Raw genomic sequence first — 17,303 nt, forward strand, 5'->3', positions numbered from 1 at the left:
CTTTAAGGGGTGCATTTCATGGCTACGACCCTCTCTTATAACTGACTCCTACACTAACGGCTTTTTCGCAGGAACTCCTGCCTTGCGCGGATAGCTTTTCGGCGTCGCTTCTATTTTTTCCATGATGACGATGTTGCGTTCTCCCGCTTCCTCTAGAAGCTGGAATGTCTCGACCTTTCTCGTCTTTCCACCGAGCGTCTTGATTGCCTTTTTCGCTTCAGCAAGCTCCGGAGTAATCTCCGCTCCCTTGAGAGCGACGAAGTGTCCCCCGACTTTGGCAAAGGGAAGGCAGAACTCCGACAACAGATTGAGTCTCGCAACAGCCCGTGCCACTACGAGGTCAAACTTCTCCCGATAAATCGCTTCTTGCCCACGATCCTCAGCACGCCCGTGTACAGGATTCACGTTCTCCAGGCCAAGTTCCTGTGCTACATGCTGCAAGAAGCTCATGCGCTTGTTCAAGGAATCAATGATGGTCATTTTCAGGTGTGGGAAGCAAATTTTTAAAGGAATACTCGGAAAGCCTGCGCCCCCACCGATATCCACAACTGATTGCACCTGATCAAATGGGAAGTAAAATGCCGGCGTAATCGAATCATAAAAATGCTTGTTGTACACTTGCCCCTCTTCGGTAATCCCGGTCAGGTTCATTTTCTCATTCCATTCCACCAGCAGGCAGAAAAAATGATCAAATTGCTCCTTTTGACGATCCGTCAAAGAAATCCCCTGGGCTGCAAGTACCTCGGCAAACTGTTCTTTCGTCATAGCTTTTCTCCTTACTCGGCTACTCCCACGCGTTTGTACTCCAAATATACCATCAACACGGAAATGTCTGCTGGAGTAACCCCTGCGATACGAGCCGCCTGCCCGATGTTCAACGGACGAATTTTGGTCATATTGTCGCGGGATTCCTTGGACAAACCGGAGATTTGGTGGTAATCAATATCCGTTGGGATGCGGCGCTCCTCCATTTTTTTCATCCGCTCAACTTGTTGCAAAGACTTTTTGATGTAGCCATCGTATTTTATCTGGATTTCAACCTGTTCAGTCACATCCTCTGGCAGTGCTTCCGGTGCAGGGACCATTTGAGCAATATGGCTGTAGTTGATTTCCGGACGACGCAGCAATTGAGCCAGCTCGATGACATCTGTCAGTTCAGGAGAGCCTGCGTTGCGCAATACCTCTTGGACATGTTCCATTTCAGGACGTACGCGGGTATTTGCCACACGTTCTTTTTCTTGCTCAATCAGCGCGCGTTTTTGGTTAAATCGATGGTAGCGCTCCTCGCTAATCAGACCAATTTCATGACCGATATCCGTCAGGCGCAAGTCCGCATTGTCATGACGCAGCAGCAAGCGATATTCTGCACGAGAAGTAAGCAAACGATAAGGCTCATGCGTTCCTTTCGTAACAAGGTCGTCAATCAAGACACCGATGTACGCCTCTTCTCGTCCCAAAATAACGGGTGGTTTCCCTTGCACGCGGCGTGCTGCGTTAATCCCTGCCATGAGACCTTGACCTGCTGCTTCTTCATAGCCAGAGGTACCATTGATTTGTCCTGCTGTAAACAAGCCAGGCAAGATTTTAGTCTCCAAAGAAGGCCAGAGCTGCGTCGGCACGATCGAATCATACTCAATGGCATAGCCAGGACGCATCATTTTGACTTCTTCCATTCCAGCCATAGAGCGCAGCATGGAAAGCTGAACATCCTCTGGCAAGCTGGTCGACAAGCCTTGTACATACATTTCTTCGGTATTGCGTCCTTCTGGCTCCAAGAAAATTTGATGACGCGGCTTATCGTTAAAACGAACTACCTTATCCTCAATCGAAGGGCAATAACGCGGGCCCGTTCCTTCAATCATTCCCGAATACATAGGGGCACGATGCAGATTGCTATTGATGAGTCCATGCGTTTCTTCATTTGTATATGTCAGCCAGCAAGGAAGCTGGTCCATAATAAATTCCGTTGTTTCATAAGAAAAGGCACGCGGTACCGGATCACCAGGCTGAATCTCCATTTTGGAGAAGTCCACACTGCTGCTATGAACACGTGGTGGCGTCCCCGTCTTGAAACGTATCATTTCAAAACCGAGTTCCTTCAAATGATGTGCCAGACGAATGGACGGACGCATGTTGTTCGGTCCACTTTCATATTGGAGATCTCCGAGGATGATCTTTCCGCGCAAATAGGTTCCGGTCGTCAATACAACGGATTTGGCCATGTATCGCGCCCCTGTTTGCGTAATAACCCCTTCACAAACTCCATCGTTCACGATCAGCTCTTCCACCATCGCTTGACGCAGGATCAGATTCGGAGTATTTTCAATCGTTTTCTTCATTTCATGCTGATACGCAAATTTATCTGCCTGTGCGCGCAAGGCATGCACAGCCGGTCCTTTCCCTGTATTCAGCATACGCATTTGGATATGGGTTTTGTCAGTATTGCGTCCCATCTCTCCACCAAGCGCGTCCAATTCGCGTACGACGTGTCCTTTTGCCGGACCACCTACGGAAGGATTACATGGCATATACGCCACAGCATCCAGGTTGATCGTCAACAGCAATGTACTACAGCCCATACGTGCAGCCGCCAATGCCGCTTCCGCACCGGCATGACCCGCTCCAATGACAATGACGTCAAACGAGCCCGCTTCATATGCAGGTACAACGTTCATTTTTTTGCCCTCCTAATCACTTACCCAGACAGAACTGGGAGAAAATCTGGTCAATCAAATCTTCGCCGACGCTTTCTCCGATGACTTCCCCAAGCAGCTCCCATGACTTTTTAATGTCGATCTGAATCATGTCTACTGGCATCAAATCATCGATTCCACCCAGGGCTTCATCTATGGCTCGTTCAGCCTGACGAAGCAGTTGAATATGTCTAGCGTTACTTACGTAGGTCAAGTCATCCTGCTGTACGCGGCCACTGAAGAAAATCTCCCCAATAGCCTGCTCCAAAAGATCGATCCCCGTCTCCTCACGCGCAGACGTCATAATCAACGGCTGCTGAGGGAAATGACGCTTGATCTCTTCCAAATCCACTTTTTGCGGCAGGTCGAATTTATTGACAATCACAATCACATGGAACCCTTTTGCCGCTTCAAAAATCGCGTAGTCATCAGCGGAGAGAGGCTCGTTGTAGTTAATCACGAGCAACACGAGGTCAGCCTTTTGCAGCAGCTGTCTGGACTTCTCTACCCCGATTTTCTCCACGATGTCCTCTGTATCGCGAATTCCTGCGGTATCGATGAGTCGCAAAGGAACCCCGCGCACATTGACATACTCTTCGATGACATCGCGTGTCGTTCCCGCAACGTCAGTCACAATCGCCTTTTCCTCTTGGACGAGACTATTTAATAGAGAGGATTTCCCTACATTCGGACGTCCAATAATCGCGGTCGACAAGCCTTCACGCAAAATTTTTCCTTGCTGTGCGGTCTGCAACAGTCGTTGGATCTCACCTTTAACCTCCAGGCACTTTCCTCGCAAGAAATTTTGTGTAAACTCCTCAACGTCATGCTCTGGATAATCCAGTGTCACTTCTATATGGGCCATCGCTTCAATCAAGTTTTGGCGCAGCTGTCGAATGAGCCTAGACAGCTTCCCTTCGACTTGATTCAATGCGACCTTCATCGCTCTGTCTGTCTTCGCCCGAATCAAATCAATGACGGCCTCAGCCTGAGACAAATCAACACGTCCATTTAAGAACGCACGCTTCGTGAACTCACCCGGCTCAGCCAATCTCGCTCCATTATCCAAGATTAACTCCAGAACCTTTTCAACGGAAACAATTCCTCCGTGACAGTTAACCTCCACTACATCCTCCCTCGTAAATGTACGGGGAGCCTTCATTACAGAAACCAGCACCTCTTCCACTCGTTCACCTGTGTTTGGCTCATACAAGTGCCCATAATGGATCGTATGGCTGTCCACAGTGGACAACCGCTGCTTTCCTTTATATATCTTATCCACAACTTCGATCGCTTCCGTACCGCTTACCCGGATCACGGCAATACCGCCTTCACCCATTGGTGTTGCGACCGCCGCTATTGTATCGAATTTCATGCTGTTCACCTCAAGCTTTCCACTCTTACAAGTCAGCCACTAACTTACTAGCATAACAGATCGTCTAGAAAAATTCCAAAAGAAAGTGCAGCCATCCATATAGCTTAACACCCAATAGGAAAAAGCAACCCTATCCTCCAAGGTTGCTCTCTATTTTGGTTATCCACAGTATAATCATTTTCGCAAATCCTCAACCTTTTGGTCAATTATCCACAGTGGACAACTTTTTGAAGAGATTATTAAAAATATTGTCGCTTGCTCATTTACATTCAGTCAAAAAAAAGAAGCCTCTCGCTAGGCTTCTTTCGGTGCAATCACGATATAACGATTTGGCTCGTCTCCTTCACTGAAGGTAACCACATCCGCTCTCTTTTGCAAGAAGGCGTGGATTACTTTCCGTTCAGCAGCAGACATTGGTTCCAGACGTACATCCCGTTTGGTCGATAACGCTTTTTTCGCCACACGATCTGCGAGCTGCTCCAATGTTTCCTTGCGACGCAGCCTGTAATTTTCGGCATCCAGAGTGATACGTATATGTTTGTCCGCATGACGGTTCGCTACGACGTTTACGAGATACTGTAATGAATCAAGAGTTTGTCCCCTGCGGCCAATAATGATTCCCAGATTGGTTCCCTGAATGTCAAACAGCATGCCCTCTTCATTTGTACGCGTCTCCACTTTGGCATTCACCTTCATGTTCGACAAAACGTCTTGAAGAAAGTCACGTCCCTGTGCAACCGGATCAAAGTGAAATTCTACTTGCACTTTAGCGTCCTTTGCCCCAATCAGTCCAAACAATCCTCTGCTTGGTTCCTCTAGAACTTGGATCGTTGCCCGCTCACGCGGCACTCCCAATTCCAGCAAAGCTTTTTGCACAGCATCGTCGATCGTTTTTGCCGTAGCTACCACCTTTTTCACTTGGAGGCTCCCCCCTTAGGAGTAGGCATATTTCCTTTATCACGATACAGGAAGTAAGTTTGTACAATGGTAAACAGGTTACCGTATACCCAGTACAGAGACAGCGCTGATGGCAATGTGACGGCAATCGCCAAAATCATCAGCGGCATCATGATGATCATCATTTGCATTTGTGGATTGCCTTGAGTTGCCTGACCCATCATCTTGGACTGCAGGTACGTCGTAATCGCCGCAACAATCGGCAAAATGTAGTACGGGTCTTTTTCTCCCAACGTCAACCACAAGAACGTTTGCGAGTTAATCTCGGTCGTACGGATAATCGCATGATAGAACGCGATCAAAATCGGCATTTGCACCAACATTGGCAAGCATCCAGCCAACGGATTGACACCGCTCTTCTGGAACAAAGCCATTGTTTCCATTTGCGCTTTTTGTGGATCATTTTTGTGTTTGTCACGGATTTTTTGCATCTCCGGTTGAATCTCTTGCATTTTCTTGGAGCTCTTGATTTGCTTGACCATCAGTGGAAGCACAATGATTCGAATGATGATCGTTGCAACCAGGATACCCAGACCGTAGTTGTTTCCGAGTATCAATGCGCTCTCTTTAATTAGCCAGGACAGTGGATAGACAAAATACTTGTCCCAAATGCCGGTTGCGTCAGGGCCAATTGGTGCTGCAGCTTGGGGGTTACAGCCCGACAAAACTAGAACCAGCATAGTCAGCATAAGAATGCTGAGTGTACGTCTACTCAAGGGTGATCCTCCTTTTCCCCGCTTCAATATGAGGTAATCTTATTTGTGCTGATCCGGGACTGGATCATACCCGCCCGGGTGGAACGGATGGCATTTCAAGATGCGACGAAGGGCCAACCAGCCTCCCCTCCACGCTCCAAATCGGCGAATCGACTCAATGGCGTAATGGGAGCAGGTGGGCGCGAATCTGCATGAAGGTGGTTTATACGGAGAAATCATCAGTTGGTATCCCCGAATCAACCCAACCATGATCTTCACCATCATTGTTTCACCCTCTTTTTCCATCTCTTTTTCCATTATGTACGGGTGCCTGTTTGATCACTTTGGCTCGCTTCATCACATGTAACAGAGATTGCTCAATGGCTTCAAGCGTCATCGCTTCCACACCCGGACGGGCGATGATGACGAGATCGAGACCGACTGGAATATCAGACTCCATTCGAGCTACTGCTTCGCGTATAAGCCGCTTGACTCTATTGCGGACAACAGCATTGCCAATTTTTTTACTGACGGAAATTCCAGCACGAAAAGCCGCTTGTCCCTCTTGCTTTGCTGAATACAAGACAAACTGCTTATTAGCAGCAGAACTTCCTCGTTGAAACACAGCTTGGAATTGCTCATTTTTTTTGAGCCGGTGTGAACGATGCAAGGTAAACAACCCCTAACATCACAATTATAGTAGAAAACGTAAACAGCATCTACCAGTATATCCTTGTTTCGTCCACTTTTTTCCCCTAACAGCCAATTTCCGCGATGATTTCTGCACTGGCATGACGCAAATGAGCGAGCAATTGCCCATCCGCTTGGAAAAAGCCCAGTTTTTGAAGGGACAAGGAAAGCTCGGCAGGCAGATCCGCCCAATGATCCTCCAGCCATTCATCAGAACCTACACTATGATATAACCAGATCGTCTCTGAAAATAATAAAAACCCGGCCATATCTAGCTGATTTCTCTCCTGCAATCTCTGAACCTTCCTCTTTACTAACCAATCATTTTCAGCCCCCAGCGAAAACTCGATCCCCTCATTTATTAACCGTAGATGAGCCCGATAGTCCGCCAATAGCATAAGTGCATCCTGTACATCCTGATTACTCCGGTATGTCTCCTGAAAAAAGCTATCCGTACCTTCTGAACGCCCTGCTTTCTGTACCAGCTGATACAACTGTGCATCACTCAATGAATGTCCCTGGAAGACGGCACTCATTTGTAGCGCCCCGATCCATCCGGCCCATGCAGCCAAATAAGCAGAGTAAGGAAAGCCTTCCATTAAGGCAGCCTGCGCCCCTTCGTGGAACGAATCTACCTCTGCTTTTGCCTTTGCGAACATTTTCGCTTTTCCAGCCGGAGAATCCATATAGGCACGCATGTCGTTCATCCAGGAAGTGAACCGATCCTCTGGGTCTAGAATAATCTTCGCTTCCTTTAAGTAACGCCATGCCCACGGATTCTCGTATACTTCTTCATCCGTAGGAGCAGATTGAACCTGCAGCTGGATCACATGCCCTCTGAACAGACGATTTTCACAGGAAGGATCAACTTCTCCCTCCACAAAGATGTGTAAATCGAGGTCGCTGTAAGCGTCAGCTTCTCCCCTCCCGACAGATCCACCAGCATAGGCACATACCAAGTTGGCTATAGGACATTCATCAAGAAACTCGCGAGCCAACGATACAAAAAAGTTGGTTACATCCTTGCTTTGATCCATCCCGCCTCCTCCTGTCTCATCTATAAATAGTAACATTTTCGGTAGCTAGGTAACGATTATCCCTCAAAAGGTTTCCACATCGGAGAAAGCCTTCCTCTTTTTATGAGAACAAAGAATTTTCAGACATATGTAGGCAAACAAAAAGGCCACTGAAAGTGTGGCCTAAGCGGAAAGAACTTTTCTACCTCTTTGACGACGAGCAGCCAAAATTTTACGGCCATTTTTTGTGCTCATGCGCTTACGGAATCCATGATCCTTTTTGCGCTTGCGGTTGTTAGGATTGAAAGATGGTTTCATTACGTATACACCTCCGTCTTGCAAAGACATTCTTTTGCATTATAAGAACATATGCCTAAAAAGTCAAGCAACAGTGGAATTTCATTACCAAGGCAAATATCCCCATAAAACTATTTCCCGGGTCTGTGGATATCATTTTATCCACAAAAACAGATTTCGACAAGTTTATCTACAGCTTGTACACAAAATATAGGGATGTGAATATGTGGCCGGTACCAGAAGTTGTGTTTGTGGATAAGTATGAAAAAACCATTGATACCACGCTTTATATCTGTTATTATGTTTTTGTTTTGAAGCGTGAATAACTCCGATACGTGAATCGGTTTTTCCACAGGGTGTGGATAAGTTTGTGGACAGATTCTTTCCTATGTGTATGTCGTTACTCACAGGATTGAGGATAACCGTCTGCTTTTTTTCACTTCTATGAGCGGAATCCCTATATTTCGACTTTTTTTATCCACAGTCGCGCTAAGCGGCTGTGTTGACAATTAGGTCACAACATAGTAGGTTTTTGCACTTTTTCTCGATCATAATGGATCGGTGCTTCATCAATTTTTCGGATGGCCCAGAGGGAGGGATTCTGGTTGGATGCAGCGATTAGCGAACTATGGCGCAAAGTACTCGCCAAGATAGAAAAATCGCTAAGCAAACCCAGTTTTGATACCTGGCTGAAGGCGACAAAGGCAACTACCTTAGAAGAGGATGCACTGATCGTCGTCGCACCAAACGACTTTGCTCGTGATTGGCTAGAAACCAGGTACGCACAACTGATTACCGATACACTATATGAAGTGACGGGTATCAATATGAAAGTAAAGTTCGTCGCGATGCAAAATCCTGATGCGGCTTTTGCCGACGAACAACCTGCCCCACGGGTGAAAATGAGCGAACCGCCAACAGTCGCGGATGACCAGCCACCCAGTATCTTAAATCCCAAATACACCTTTGACACGTTTGTCATCGGCTCAGGGAATCGATTCGCTCACGCCGCATCGCTTGCGGTTGCTGAAGCTCCTGCAAAAGCTTACAATCCCCTCTTCATTTACGGAGGAGTCGGACTTGGCAAAACCCACTTAATGCATGCAATTGGCCATTATGTCATTCAGCACAATCCATCGGCGAAAGTGGTCTATTTGTCGTCTGAGAAATTTACCAATGAATTCATCAACTCTATTCGTGACAACAAAGCCGTCGAATTCCGCAATAAATACCGGAGTGTTGACGTTCTTTTAATTGATGACATTCAGTTTTTGGCAGGCAAAGAATCGACACAAGAAGAGTTTTTTCATACATTCAATGCCTTGCATGAAGAAAGCAAACAAATCATTATCTCCTCCGATCGACCTCCTAAGGAGATCCCGACTCTGGAGGATCGCCTCCGCTCACGCTTCGAATGGGGACTGATTACTGATATTCAGCCGCCAGACCTCGAAACGCGGATTGCGATTTTGCGCAAAAAGGCGAAAGCAGAAAATCTCGATATCCCTAATGAGGTAATGGCGTACATTGCCAACCAGATCGACAGCAACATCCGCGAGCTGGAAGGCGCACTGATTCGTGTCGTTGCTTACTCCTCCTTGATAAATCGCGATATCGACACGCAGCTGGCAGCGGAAGCACTGAAAGACATTATTCCTTCCTCCCGCCCACGCGTGATTACCATTATGGACATCCAACGAACGGTTGGAGAAGCGTTCAGCCTGAAACTAGAAGATTTCAAGGCGAAAAAACGGACAAAAACCGTCGCTTTCCCCCGTCAGATTGCGATGTATCTCTCCAGAGAGCTGACGGATGCCTCCTTGCCGAAAATCGGTGATGAATTTGGCGGCCGTGACCATACGACAGTCATCCATGCCCATGAGAAAATCTCTCGTGCGCTGGCAAATGACCCTCATATGCAGACAACTATTCAGTCGCTCATTGAAAAGTTAAAAGCAAACCATTAAACCTGTGCATAACGCAAAAAGCCTATACACAACTTACCCACATGTGTATAGGCTCTCTTTTACGTAATGGACCCACATATCCACAAATCCACAGGCCCTATTACTACTTCTGTTAAAAAGATTTATCCTAATAAGTTATGATAAAGGCGCAGCCATTATGCAGATTCCAACCAAAAATAATGGCGCCGGAGAGGGAGGCTCACGTCGATGCATATTACCGTTCAGCGTGAAAAACTGTCGAACGCCGTATCGCATGTTAGCAAAGCAGTTTCTAGCAGAACTACGATTCCAATTTTGACCGGGATTAAAATCAAAACGGATGATGAAGGTCTGACACTGACAGCAAGCGATTCTGATGTGTCTATTGAAGTTCAGATCCCGCTGGAGGAAGCCGGAGAATGGGGAGTAACCGTTCATCAACCTGGTAGCATTGTGTTGACTGCACGTATTTTCAGCGAAATCGTCCGCAAGCTGCCAAGCAATGAAATCGATATTCAAGTGGATGATCGTCTCGTAACCAAAATTCGTTCCGGACAAGCTGAGTTCACCATTAACGGAATGGATGCCAGCGAATATCCACAGCTGCCGCATCTGGAAGAAGATAAAGTCTTCAGTGTTCCCTGTGATTTACTGAAAGCAATGATTCGCCAGACTGTTTTTGGTGTTTCCACTTCCGAAATGCGTCCGATCTTGACCGGTTTAATGTGGTCGCTGGATCAAGGCAAATTGCGTTTTGTGGCAACCGACAGCCATCGCTTGGCTAGTCGTACCGCAATGGTCGAATGCCCAGAGGATCTTTCTTTCCACAACGTGGTTGTTCCGGGTAAAAGCTGCAATGAATTGGTAAAGATATTAGATGACGACCAAAATCTCGCGGATATCGTTGTTGCTGACAATCAAATCCTGGTGAAGTCCAAGCATATCCTGTTCTATTCCCGTCTCTTGGAAGGAACCTATCCGGACACGACCAGAATTATTCCACAAGGAAGCAAAACGGAGATCACCGTCAGCACCAAGGAGTTTTTGCAATCCATCGAGCGCGCTTCCTTGTTGAGCCGCGAAGGCAAATCGAACGTAGTCAAGCTCGTTACGATGCCTGATGGAACCGTCGAAATTACGTCCAATGCACCGGAGATCGGGAAAGTAACGGACATTTTGATGCCAAAAGCAATGAATGGCGAAGAATTGAAAATCTCCTTCAACGCCAAATACATGATCGATGCGCTGCGTGCAATCGATAGCGCGGAAATCAAAGCGAGCTTTAGCGGCCCGATGAGTCCATTTGTGATTCGTCCGACCGATCATGACTGGATGCTCCATCTGATTTTGCCAGTTCGTACGTACTAAAAAGTTTTTACGTAAAAGAAAGGAGCCAAGCCATGCGTGAGGTTTCCATTAGCACAGACTATATTGCTCTCGGTCAATTTTTGAAGCTGGCTGAAATCATTGACACGGGGGGAATGGCCAAAGCTTTTTTGGCTGAGGTTCCGATCCAGATCAATGGAGAACTGGACAACAGACGTGGACGCAAGCTATATCCTGGCGATGAAGTGGCGATTGAAGGCTATGGTCGCTATCAAGTGGTACGCCCCTGAGAGGAGAGCGTGATTCTTGTTTCTCAAGAACCTGTCGCTAACCAATTATCGCAACTACGAAACGATGTCCCTGTCGTTTGACGGTCCCATTCAGTTGTTTATTGGCAACAACGCTCAAGGGAAAACGAATGCTCTTGAATCGATCTATGTTTTGGCACTCGCCAAATCCCACCGAACGCCCCGTGACAAGGAGCTAATTTCTTGGGATGCCGATTATGCCACGATCCGTAGCGATGTTCTTCGTCGCTACGGTTCTGTTCGTTTAGAGCTGCAGTTGACAACCAAGGGAAAGCGGGCCAAAATCAACGGAATGGAACAGCAGAAGCTGAGTGCCTATGTGGGGGCATTGAATGTCGTCATGTTTGCACCCGAGGACCTTTCTATTGTCAAAGGCGCACCTGCCCAGCGCAGACGCTTCATCGATATGGAAATCGGTCAGGTTTCACCTACGTATCTTTATTATTTGAGCAATTACAACAAAGTGCTGGCCCAGCGAAATCAGCTTTTAAAGGATTTGGCCATGAAAAAAAGTAACTCGCTGGAAATGCTGGCAATTTGGAATACCCAATTAGCCGATTTAGCGGTAAAATTGTTACGGAAGCGTTTTGAGTTCATTCGGAAGCTGGAGACGTGGGCACAGGAAATCCACACCGGCATTACCGATGGCAGGGAAAGACTTTCTTTGCATTACGTTAACTCATCGCCCGTTTCAGAAGAGATGACGATAGATCAGGCTGTAGATAAAATGCTTGCTGCCTACGAAGAGGTTCGCGACCGGGAAATCATGCGGGGGAGCACCCTGATTGGTCCACACCGTGATGATTTTTCACTTAAAGTGAACAACATGGATGTGCAAACGTATGGTTCCCAGGGACAGCAACGCACCAGTGCGCTGTCCATTAAATTAGCCGAAATTGAGCTGATTAAAGAAGAAGTGGGAGAATACCCCGTTCTGTTGTTGGATGATGTCTTGTCAGAGTTGGATGAACATCGGCAAACATTGCTGCTCGAAACCATTCAGGATCGAGTACAGACGTTTGTAAGTACCACAGGTGTGGAAGGCTTAAAGCATCAGGTTCTCCAGCAAGCCTCTCGTTTTTACGTGAGGGAAGGGAAAATCTCCGGAGAAAGGTAGGGGGTACAGGGATGTTTATTCACATTGGTGGAGATACTGTGGTGAGCACGAAGGAAGTTATTTCCATTCTTGATCATCAGACTGTGAAATCCTCAAAAATCAATAAAGCGTTCTTGCTCGAAAAAAGTAAGACAGTTGTTGACCATAGCGAGGAAGAAACGAAGTCTTATGTAATCACCCAGAACGCCATTTACTGTTCACCTATTTCTTCTCTGACGCTGAAGCGACGCGCTCAGTTCGTGGACAGCTTGGATCAGTTTCCCTTTGTACAAGCTGAAGTGGAGGAGTTGACAGAGTAGTGGATCAAGTGACGACGAAAGATACAAACTACGATGCGAGTCAGATTCAGGTACTGGAAGGGTTAGAGGCAGTTCGGAAACGTCCCGGCATGTACATCGGGTCGACCAGCAGCCGAGGTTTGCATCACCTGGTATGGGAGATTGTCGACAATGCCATTGACGAGGCACTGGCCGGTTATTGCGACGAGATCTTGGTGGTCATTCATCCAGACAACTCCGTATCTGTAACCGATAATGGTCGAGGAATCCCGACTGGCATTCATGAAAAGACCGGGAAGTCTACTGTTGAAACCGTTTTGACTGTATTGCACGCCGGTGGTAAATTCGGCGGTGGCGGATACAAAGTGTCCGGCGGTCTTCACGGGGTAGGTAGCTCAGTAGTGAACGCGCTATCCGAATGGATGGAAGTCGAGGTTAAACAAAATAACCAGATATACTACATGCGCTTCACGGTAGGCGCACCGGATGCCGATCTTGCTGTCGTAGGCGAGACCGATGAAACGGGAACAAAAGTAACCTTCAAGCCCGACCCGACTATTTTTACCGAAACAACTGTATTTGAGTACGATATTTTGCAAAAACGTATTCGCGAGCTGGCGTTCCTAAACAAAGGATTGCGCATCACGCTGAAGGATACACGTCCAGATCAGCAGAAGGAAGAATCCTTCCACTACGAGGGTGGTATCATCCAGTTCGTAGAGTACTTGAATAAAAACCGGGAAGCCCTGCATGATGATGTGATTTATTGCGAAGGAGAAAAAGAAGGTCTTGTCGTGGAGGTTGCCCTTCAGTACAACGACAGCTATGTGAGCAACATCTACTCTTTTGCCAATAACATCAACACACATGAGGGTGGTACTCACGAGACCGGATTTAAAACGGCTCTTACTCGTGTTATCAACGACTACAGCCGCAAGTTTAACTTCCTGAAGGAAAAGGATCCGAATCTTTCCGGGGACGATGTGCGTGAAGGCATTACCGCGATTATCTCCGTAAAAATTCAAGAGCCTCAATTTGAAGGACAAACAAAAACGAAGCTGGGCAACTCGGAAGCGCGTAGCATTACTGAGTCTGTCTTCGGTGACCGTTTCAACACCTTTATGGAAGAAAACCCGGGCGTAGCCAAAAAAGTTGTGGAAAAAGCGCTCATGGCATCTCGTGCCCGTGAGGCAGCTCGTAAAGCACGTGAAATGACCCGTCGCAAGAGTGCGCTGGAAGTAAGTGCTTTGCCGGGTAAATTGGCGGACTGCTCTTCCAAGGATGCATCCGAATCTGAATTGTTCATTGTAGAGGGTGACTCTGCGGGCGGTTCTGCGAAGATGGGACGCGATCGTCATTTCCAAGCTATTCTTCCTCTTCGCGGGAAGGTATTGAACGTAGAAAAAGCACGTCTGGACAAAATTCTCGGCAACAACGAGATCCGTGCCATTATTACGGCTTTGGGAACGGGTGTTGGAGAAGACTTTGATATTTCAAAGGCACGTTACCACAAAGTTGTCATTATGACGGACGCCGACGTTGACGGATCGCATATTCGTACGCTTCTGCTGACGTTCTTCTTCCGTTACATGAAACAGTTGATTGAAGCGGGGTATATTTATATTGCGCAGCCGCCTCTCTACAGCATTAAGCAAGGGAAGACGCTGCATTATGCTTATACCGACAAGCAGCGTGATGAGGTTCTCGCTACCTTGAAGGCTCAACCAAAGCCAAACGTCCAACGCTATAAAGGACTTGGCGAGATGAACGCGGATCAATTGTGGGAGACTACAATGGACCCAGAAGTCCGTACGTTGCTTCAGGTAGATCTCGAGGATGCTATGGATGCCGATATGGTGTTTGAGACACTGATGGGTGACGAAGTAGAGCCTCGCAGGGAGTTTATTGAGCAATACGCAGCAAATGTACGCGATCTTGATATTTAATGGGAACGAAGAAAAGCTTGTCCTTTACCGGGCAAGCTTTTTCTTAATGAAAATTTAAAAACACATTTGAAATATACAGTGAACATGACTTATAATAGATTTTGCTTTTGTTAAAAGCGTCTTTCACAAAAAAGTTCACCCACGCAATAAAAAAAATCAAATTTTCTATTGCAATGAATTTAAAAGTGTGATAGATTAAAGTTCCGGAAGTAATCACGGGCCTATAGCTCAGTTGGTTAGAGCGCACGCCTGATAAGCGTGAGGTCGGCTGTTCGAGTCAGCCTAGGCCCACCACTTACATAGCTGACATGACGACTTTGTCACGGAAGCGTTAGAATGGGGCTGTAGCTCAGTTGGGAGAGCGCCTGCCTTGCAAGCAGGAGGTCATCGGTTCGATCCCGTTCAGCTCCACCATTCTAAAACATCATTATTCCTCGGTAGCTCAGTTGGTAGAGCAATCGGCTGTTAACCGATCGGTCGGCGGTTCGAGTCCGTCCCGAGGAGCCATTCAAATGGCCCGTTGGTGAAGCGGTTTAACACAGCAGCCTTTCACGCTGTCATTCAGGGGTTCGAATCCCCTACGGGTCACCTAGCAAAACGCTCCGCTAATGAAATAGCGGGGGAATGTGGAGGCTTAGCTCAGCTGGGAGAGCATCTGCCTTACAAGCAGAGGGTCGGCGGTTCGATCCCGTCAGCCTCCACCACTTTTAACAACTGAATGTTTTACATGGAGCTGTGGTGAAGTTGGAGTTCACGCCGGTCTGTCACACCGGAGGTCGCGGGTTCGAGTCCCGTCAGCTCCGCCATTTTTCTCAAGCGATGGCGAAATAATTACGCTTGAGGCTCGGTAGCTCAGTCGGTAGAGCAGAGGACTGAAAATCCTCGTGTCGGCGGTTCGATTCCGTCCCGAGCCACCATTTATACAAAACACGCCGGTATAGCTCAATTGGTAGAGCACCTGACTTGTAATCAGGGGGTTGTGGGTTCAAGTCCTATTGCCGGCACCACTTTTTCTTTAAAAGTTGAATAAGGTTTGCTTTTGAAGGACAAGCTTGGGGAGATAGTGAAGTGGCTAAACACGGCAGACTGTAAATCTGCTCCCTCCGGGTTCGGCGGTTCGAATCCGTCTCTCCCCACCATCTTTACTTCATGGCTATTGGGGTATAGCCAAGCGGTAAGGCAACGGACTTTGACTCCGTCATTCCTAGGTTCAAATCCTAGTACCCCAGCCATTTTTCGAGAGCCATTAGCTCAGTTGGTAGAGCATCTGACTTTTAATCAGAGGGTCGAAGGTTCGAGTCCTTCATGGCTCACCAGTTTTTTAAAAGCGAGAGATTGAATTTTATATGCGGTCGTGGCGGAATTGGCAGACGCGCTAGATTCAGGTTCTAGTGGTGGCAACACCGTGGAGGTTCAAGTCCTCTCGACCGCACCATTAACAGCAAAGTAGCATGCGGACGTAGCTCAATTGGTAGAGCGTCGCCTTGCCAAGGCGAAGGTCGAGGGTTCGAGACCCTTCGTCCGCTCCATAACATGTGCCCTTAGCTCAGCTGGATAGAGCGTTTGACTACGAATCAAAAGGTCGGGAGTTCGAATCTCTCAGGGCACGCATCTTCATCTAAAAAAATGAAGAACTATAATCGGGAAGTAGCTCAGCTTGGTAGAGTACTTGGCTTGGGACCAAGGGGTCGCAGGTTCGAATCCTGTCTTCCCGACCATGTTTCAAAATGAATATGCCGGTGTGGCGGAATGGCAGACGCGCGCGACTCAAAATCGTGAGGGAAACCGTGGGGGTTCAAGTCCCTTCACCGGCACCATATTCAAGCGGGTGTAGTTCAATGGTAGAACTCCAGCCTTCCAAGCTGGTCGCGTGGGTTCGATTCCCATCACCCGCTCCATATTTTTGCGGAGGGATACCGAAGTGGTCATAACGGGGCGGTCTTGAAAACCGTTAGAGTGCAAGCTCACGGGGGTTCGAATCCCTCTCCCTCCGCCACTTCTTTTTATTGCGTATAATTATGGCGGCGTAGCTCAGATGGCTAGAGCGTTCGGTTCATACCCGAAAGGTCGGGGGTTCGATCCCCTCCACCGCTACCATAGGGGCATAGTTTAACGGTAGAACGAAGGTCTCCAAAACCTTTGGTGTGGGTTCGATTCCTACTGCCCCTGCCAAGGAACATTTTTAAAAACGCATACATTATGGCGGTCGTGGCGAAGGGGTTAACGCACCGGATTGTGGCTCCGGCACTCGTGGGTTCAAGTCCCATCGATCGCCCCATTTTTTTATAACTACAATATGTCTCAGTAGCTCAGCTGGATAGAGCATCCGCCTTCTAAGCGGACGGTCGGGAGTTCGAACCTCTCCTGAGACGTTTTACATGCGGTCGTGGTGGAATTGGCAGACACACCATCTTGAGGGGGTGGCGGGGCGACCCGTGCGAGTTCGAGTCTCGCCGACCGCACCATTATTTCAATGAGATTTAAAAAACTCTTGAATAATGAAAAGTAATGTGTTATATTATGAATCTACTCACGAAACACATAAGTTTAATAGAGTAGAACAAATCACATAAAACTCAAAAAAGTTGTTGACTTTGAAAGTTAGATGTGATAGATTAAAGATCTGCACTGATTACAGTGCGAAATGCTCTTTGAAAAC

General features: G+C 47.5%; 15 protein-coding genes and 23 tRNA genes. 29 read left to right on the forward strand and 9 right to left on the reverse strand.

What is annotated here, in order from left to right; translation table 11 throughout:
• Nucleotides 1-48 precede the first annotated feature (48 nt).
• The 9 genes from rsmG to rpmH all read right to left on the reverse strand — a co-directional run bounded on the left by rsmG (nt 49) and on the right by rpmH (nt 7,744).
• On the reverse strand, nt 49-765 hold the full coding sequence (gene rsmG, locus C7R91_RS28125; RefSeq protein WP_047070292.1) for a 16S rRNA (guanine(527)-N(7))-methyltransferase RsmG: 717 nt from the start codon (nt 763-765) through the stop codon (nt 49-51).
• A gap of 11 nt (nt 766-776) precedes the next feature.
• Nucleotides 777-2,675 (reverse strand): tRNA uridine-5-carboxymethylaminomethyl(34) synthesis enzyme MnmG, encoded by a 1,899-nt coding sequence (gene mnmG, locus C7R91_RS28130; RefSeq protein ID WP_047070293.1) that lies wholly within the window; start codon nt 2,673-2,675, stop codon nt 777-779.
• A gap of 16 nt (nt 2,676-2,691) precedes the next feature.
• Entirely contained in the window at nt 2,692-4,068 is a 1,377-nt protein-coding gene (gene mnmE, locus C7R91_RS28135; protein ID WP_047070294.1) for a tRNA uridine-5-carboxymethylaminomethyl(34) synthesis GTPase MnmE, read from the reverse strand.
• 294 nt (nt 4,069-4,362) lie between these two features.
• Nucleotides 4,363-4,986, reverse strand: a complete 624-nt coding sequence (gene jag, locus C7R91_RS28140) for an RNA-binding cell elongation regulator Jag/EloR (RefSeq protein WP_047070295.1) — start codon at nt 4,984-4,986, stop codon at nt 4,363-4,365.
• Nucleotides 4,983-5,741, reverse strand: a complete 759-nt coding sequence (yidC, locus tag C7R91_RS28145) for a membrane protein insertase YidC (protein WP_047070296.1) — start codon at nt 5,739-5,741, stop codon at nt 4,983-4,985. Before yidC ends, jag begins: the two co-directional genes overlap by 4 nt.
• Nucleotides 5,742-5,780: 39 nt before the next feature.
• On the reverse strand, nt 5,781-6,005 hold the full coding sequence (gene yidD / locus C7R91_RS28150; RefSeq protein WP_206767949.1) for a membrane protein insertion efficiency factor YidD: 225 nt from the start codon (nt 6,003-6,005) through the stop codon (nt 5,781-5,783).
• A gap of 4 nt (nt 6,006-6,009) precedes the next feature.
• Entirely contained in the window at nt 6,010-6,390 is a 381-nt protein-coding gene (rnpA, locus tag C7R91_RS28155; RefSeq protein WP_015894104.1) for a ribonuclease P protein component, read from the reverse strand.
• A gap of 85 nt (nt 6,391-6,475) precedes the next feature.
• Nucleotides 6,476-7,447 carry a nucleotidyltransferase domain-containing protein gene (locus C7R91_RS28160; protein ID WP_047070297.1) on the reverse strand — a complete coding sequence of 324 codons (972 nt, stop codon included), beginning with the start codon at nt 7,445-7,447 and terminating at the stop codon, nt 6,476-6,478.
• A 162-nt stretch (nt 7,448-7,609) separates the two neighbouring features.
• On the reverse strand, nt 7,610-7,744 hold the full coding sequence (rpmH, locus tag C7R91_RS28165) for a 50S ribosomal protein L34 (protein ID WP_007720125.1): 135 nt from the start codon (nt 7,742-7,744) through the stop codon (nt 7,610-7,612).
• 560 nt (nt 7,745-8,304) lie between these two features.
• Between rpmH and dnaA the strand changes: the two genes are divergently transcribed.
• From dnaA to C7R91_RS28310, 29 genes are all read left to right on the forward strand, one after another.
• Complete coding sequence (dnaA, locus tag C7R91_RS28170; RefSeq protein WP_106784234.1) at nt 8,305-9,690, forward strand: chromosomal replication initiator protein DnaA; 1,386 nt, start codon at nt 8,305-8,307, stop codon at nt 9,688-9,690.
• A gap of 207 nt (nt 9,691-9,897) precedes the next feature.
• Nucleotides 9,898-11,037, forward strand: a complete 1,140-nt coding sequence (dnaN, locus tag C7R91_RS28175) for a DNA polymerase III subunit beta (RefSeq protein ID WP_047070298.1) — start codon at nt 9,898-9,900, stop codon at nt 11,035-11,037.
• Nucleotides 11,038-11,069: 32 nt separating this feature from the next.
• Nucleotides 11,070-11,285 (forward strand): S4 domain-containing protein YaaA, encoded by a 216-nt coding sequence (gene yaaA / locus C7R91_RS28180; protein ID WP_012683786.1) that lies wholly within the window; start codon nt 11,070-11,072, stop codon nt 11,283-11,285.
• Between the two features lie 16 nt (nt 11,286-11,301).
• Entirely contained in the window at nt 11,302-12,420 is a 1,119-nt protein-coding gene (recF, locus tag C7R91_RS28185) for a DNA replication/repair protein RecF (RefSeq protein WP_047070299.1), read from the forward strand.
• Nucleotides 12,421-12,431: 11 nt separating this feature from the next.
• Nucleotides 12,432-12,719, forward strand: coding sequence for an extracellular matrix regulator RemB (gene remB / locus C7R91_RS28190; RefSeq protein WP_007720118.1), 288 nt, complete (start codon nt 12,432-12,434; stop codon nt 12,717-12,719).
• Complete coding sequence (gene gyrB, locus C7R91_RS28195; protein WP_047070300.1) at nt 12,719-14,644, forward strand: DNA topoisomerase (ATP-hydrolyzing) subunit B; 1,926 nt, start codon at nt 12,719-12,721, stop codon at nt 14,642-14,644. The genes remB and gyrB overlap by 1 nt, the downstream gene beginning before the upstream one ends.
• Before the next feature lie 217 nt (nt 14,645-14,861).
• Nucleotides 14,862-14,938: transfer RNA gene (locus C7R91_RS28200), tRNA-Ile, on the forward strand.
• A 44-nt stretch (nt 14,939-14,982) separates the two neighbouring features.
• Nucleotides 14,983-15,058, forward strand: a tRNA-Ala gene (locus C7R91_RS28205).
• Nucleotides 15,059-15,075: 17 nt separating this feature from the next.
• A tRNA-Asn gene (locus C7R91_RS28210) sits at nt 15,076-15,151 on the forward strand.
• A 7-nt stretch (nt 15,152-15,158) separates the two neighbouring features.
• A tRNA-Glu gene (locus tag C7R91_RS28215) sits at nt 15,159-15,232 on the forward strand.
• A 40-nt stretch (nt 15,233-15,272) separates the two neighbouring features.
• Nucleotides 15,273-15,348 (forward strand) — tRNA-Val (locus tag C7R91_RS28220).
• Nucleotides 15,349-15,373: 25 nt separating this feature from the next.
• Nucleotides 15,374-15,450 (forward strand) — tRNA-Asp (locus C7R91_RS28225).
• Between the two features lie 35 nt (nt 15,451-15,485).
• Nucleotides 15,486-15,561: transfer RNA gene (locus tag C7R91_RS28230), tRNA-Phe, on the forward strand.
• Between the two features lie 14 nt (nt 15,562-15,575).
• Nucleotides 15,576-15,651 (forward strand) — tRNA-Thr (locus C7R91_RS28235).
• A 47-nt stretch (nt 15,652-15,698) separates the two neighbouring features.
• A tRNA-Tyr gene (locus C7R91_RS28240) sits at nt 15,699-15,783 on the forward strand.
• A gap of 18 nt (nt 15,784-15,801) precedes the next feature.
• Nucleotides 15,802-15,876, forward strand: a tRNA-Gln gene (locus tag C7R91_RS28245).
• 8 nt (nt 15,877-15,884) lie between these two features.
• Nucleotides 15,885-15,960: transfer RNA gene (locus C7R91_RS28250), tRNA-Lys, on the forward strand.
• Between the two features lie 32 nt (nt 15,961-15,992).
• Nucleotides 15,993-16,079 (forward strand) — tRNA-Leu (locus C7R91_RS28255).
• Nucleotides 16,080-16,097: 18 nt separating this feature from the next.
• A tRNA-Gly gene (locus tag C7R91_RS28260) sits at nt 16,098-16,173 on the forward strand.
• 6 nt (nt 16,174-16,179) lie between these two features.
• Nucleotides 16,180-16,253 (forward strand) — tRNA-Arg (locus C7R91_RS28265).
• Nucleotides 16,254-16,285: 32 nt separating this feature from the next.
• Nucleotides 16,286-16,362, forward strand: a tRNA-Pro gene (locus C7R91_RS28270).
• A gap of 17 nt (nt 16,363-16,379) precedes the next feature.
• Nucleotides 16,380-16,461 (forward strand) — tRNA-Leu (locus C7R91_RS28275).
• A gap of 7 nt (nt 16,462-16,468) precedes the next feature.
• Nucleotides 16,469-16,542: transfer RNA gene (locus C7R91_RS28280), tRNA-Gly, on the forward strand.
• Nucleotides 16,543-16,551: 9 nt separating this feature from the next.
• A tRNA-Ser gene (locus tag C7R91_RS28285) sits at nt 16,552-16,640 on the forward strand.
• A 24-nt stretch (nt 16,641-16,664) separates the two neighbouring features.
• A tRNA-Met gene (locus C7R91_RS28290) sits at nt 16,665-16,741 on the forward strand.
• 1 nt (nt 16,742) lies between these two features.
• A tRNA-Trp gene (locus C7R91_RS28295) sits at nt 16,743-16,816 on the forward strand.
• Between the two features lie 30 nt (nt 16,817-16,846).
• Nucleotides 16,847-16,922, forward strand: a tRNA-His gene (locus C7R91_RS28300).
• A gap of 20 nt (nt 16,923-16,942) precedes the next feature.
• A tRNA-Arg gene (locus tag C7R91_RS28305) sits at nt 16,943-17,016 on the forward strand.
• An 8-nt stretch (nt 17,017-17,024) separates the two neighbouring features.
• Nucleotides 17,025-17,109, forward strand: a tRNA-Leu gene (locus C7R91_RS28310).
• The last annotated feature ends 194 nt before the right edge of the window (nt 17,110-17,303 follow it).

The sequence above is a fragment of the Brevibacillus formosus genome (genome assembly GCF_003013405.1).
Lineage (GTDB): Bacteria > Bacillota > Bacilli > Brevibacillales > Brevibacillaceae > Brevibacillus > Brevibacillus formosus.

What these genes read in the sequence shown, in the direction of transcription:
- dnaN (WP_047070298.1), top strand. Translation starts at nt 9,898, where the DNA reads ATGCATATTACCGTTCAGCGTGAAAAACTGTCGAACGCCGTATCGCAT.
- mnmE (WP_047070294.1), bottom strand. Translation starts at nt 4,068, where the DNA reads ATGAAATTCGATACAATAGCGGCGGTCGCAACACCAATGGGTGAAGGC.
- dnaA (WP_106784234.1), top strand. Translation starts at nt 8,305, where the DNA reads ATGGCCCAGAGGGAGGGATTCTGGTTGGATGCAGCGATTAGCGAACTA.
- C7R91_RS28160 (WP_047070297.1), bottom strand. Translation starts at nt 7,447, where the DNA reads ATGGATCAAAGCAAGGATGTAACCAACTTTTTTGTATCGTTGGCTCGC.
- remB (WP_007720118.1), top strand. Translation starts at nt 12,432, where the DNA reads ATGTTTATTCACATTGGTGGAGATACTGTGGTGAGCACGAAGGAAGTT.
- yidD (WP_206767949.1), bottom strand. Translation starts at nt 6,005, where the DNA reads ATGATGGTGAAGATCATGGTTGGGTTGATTCGGGGATACCAACTGATG.
- rsmG (WP_047070292.1), bottom strand. Translation starts at nt 765, where the DNA reads ATGACGAAAGAACAGTTTGCCGAGGTACTTGCAGCCCAGGGGATTTCT.
- rpmH (WP_007720125.1), bottom strand. Translation starts at nt 7,744, where the DNA reads ATGAAACCATCTTTCAATCCTAACAACCGCAAGCGCAAAAAGGATCAT.
- yaaA (WP_012683786.1), top strand. Translation starts at nt 11,070, where the DNA reads ATGCGTGAGGTTTCCATTAGCACAGACTATATTGCTCTCGGTCAATTT.
- mnmG (WP_047070293.1), bottom strand. Translation starts at nt 2,675, where the DNA reads ATGAACGTTGTACCTGCATATGAAGCGGGCTCGTTTGACGTCATTGTC.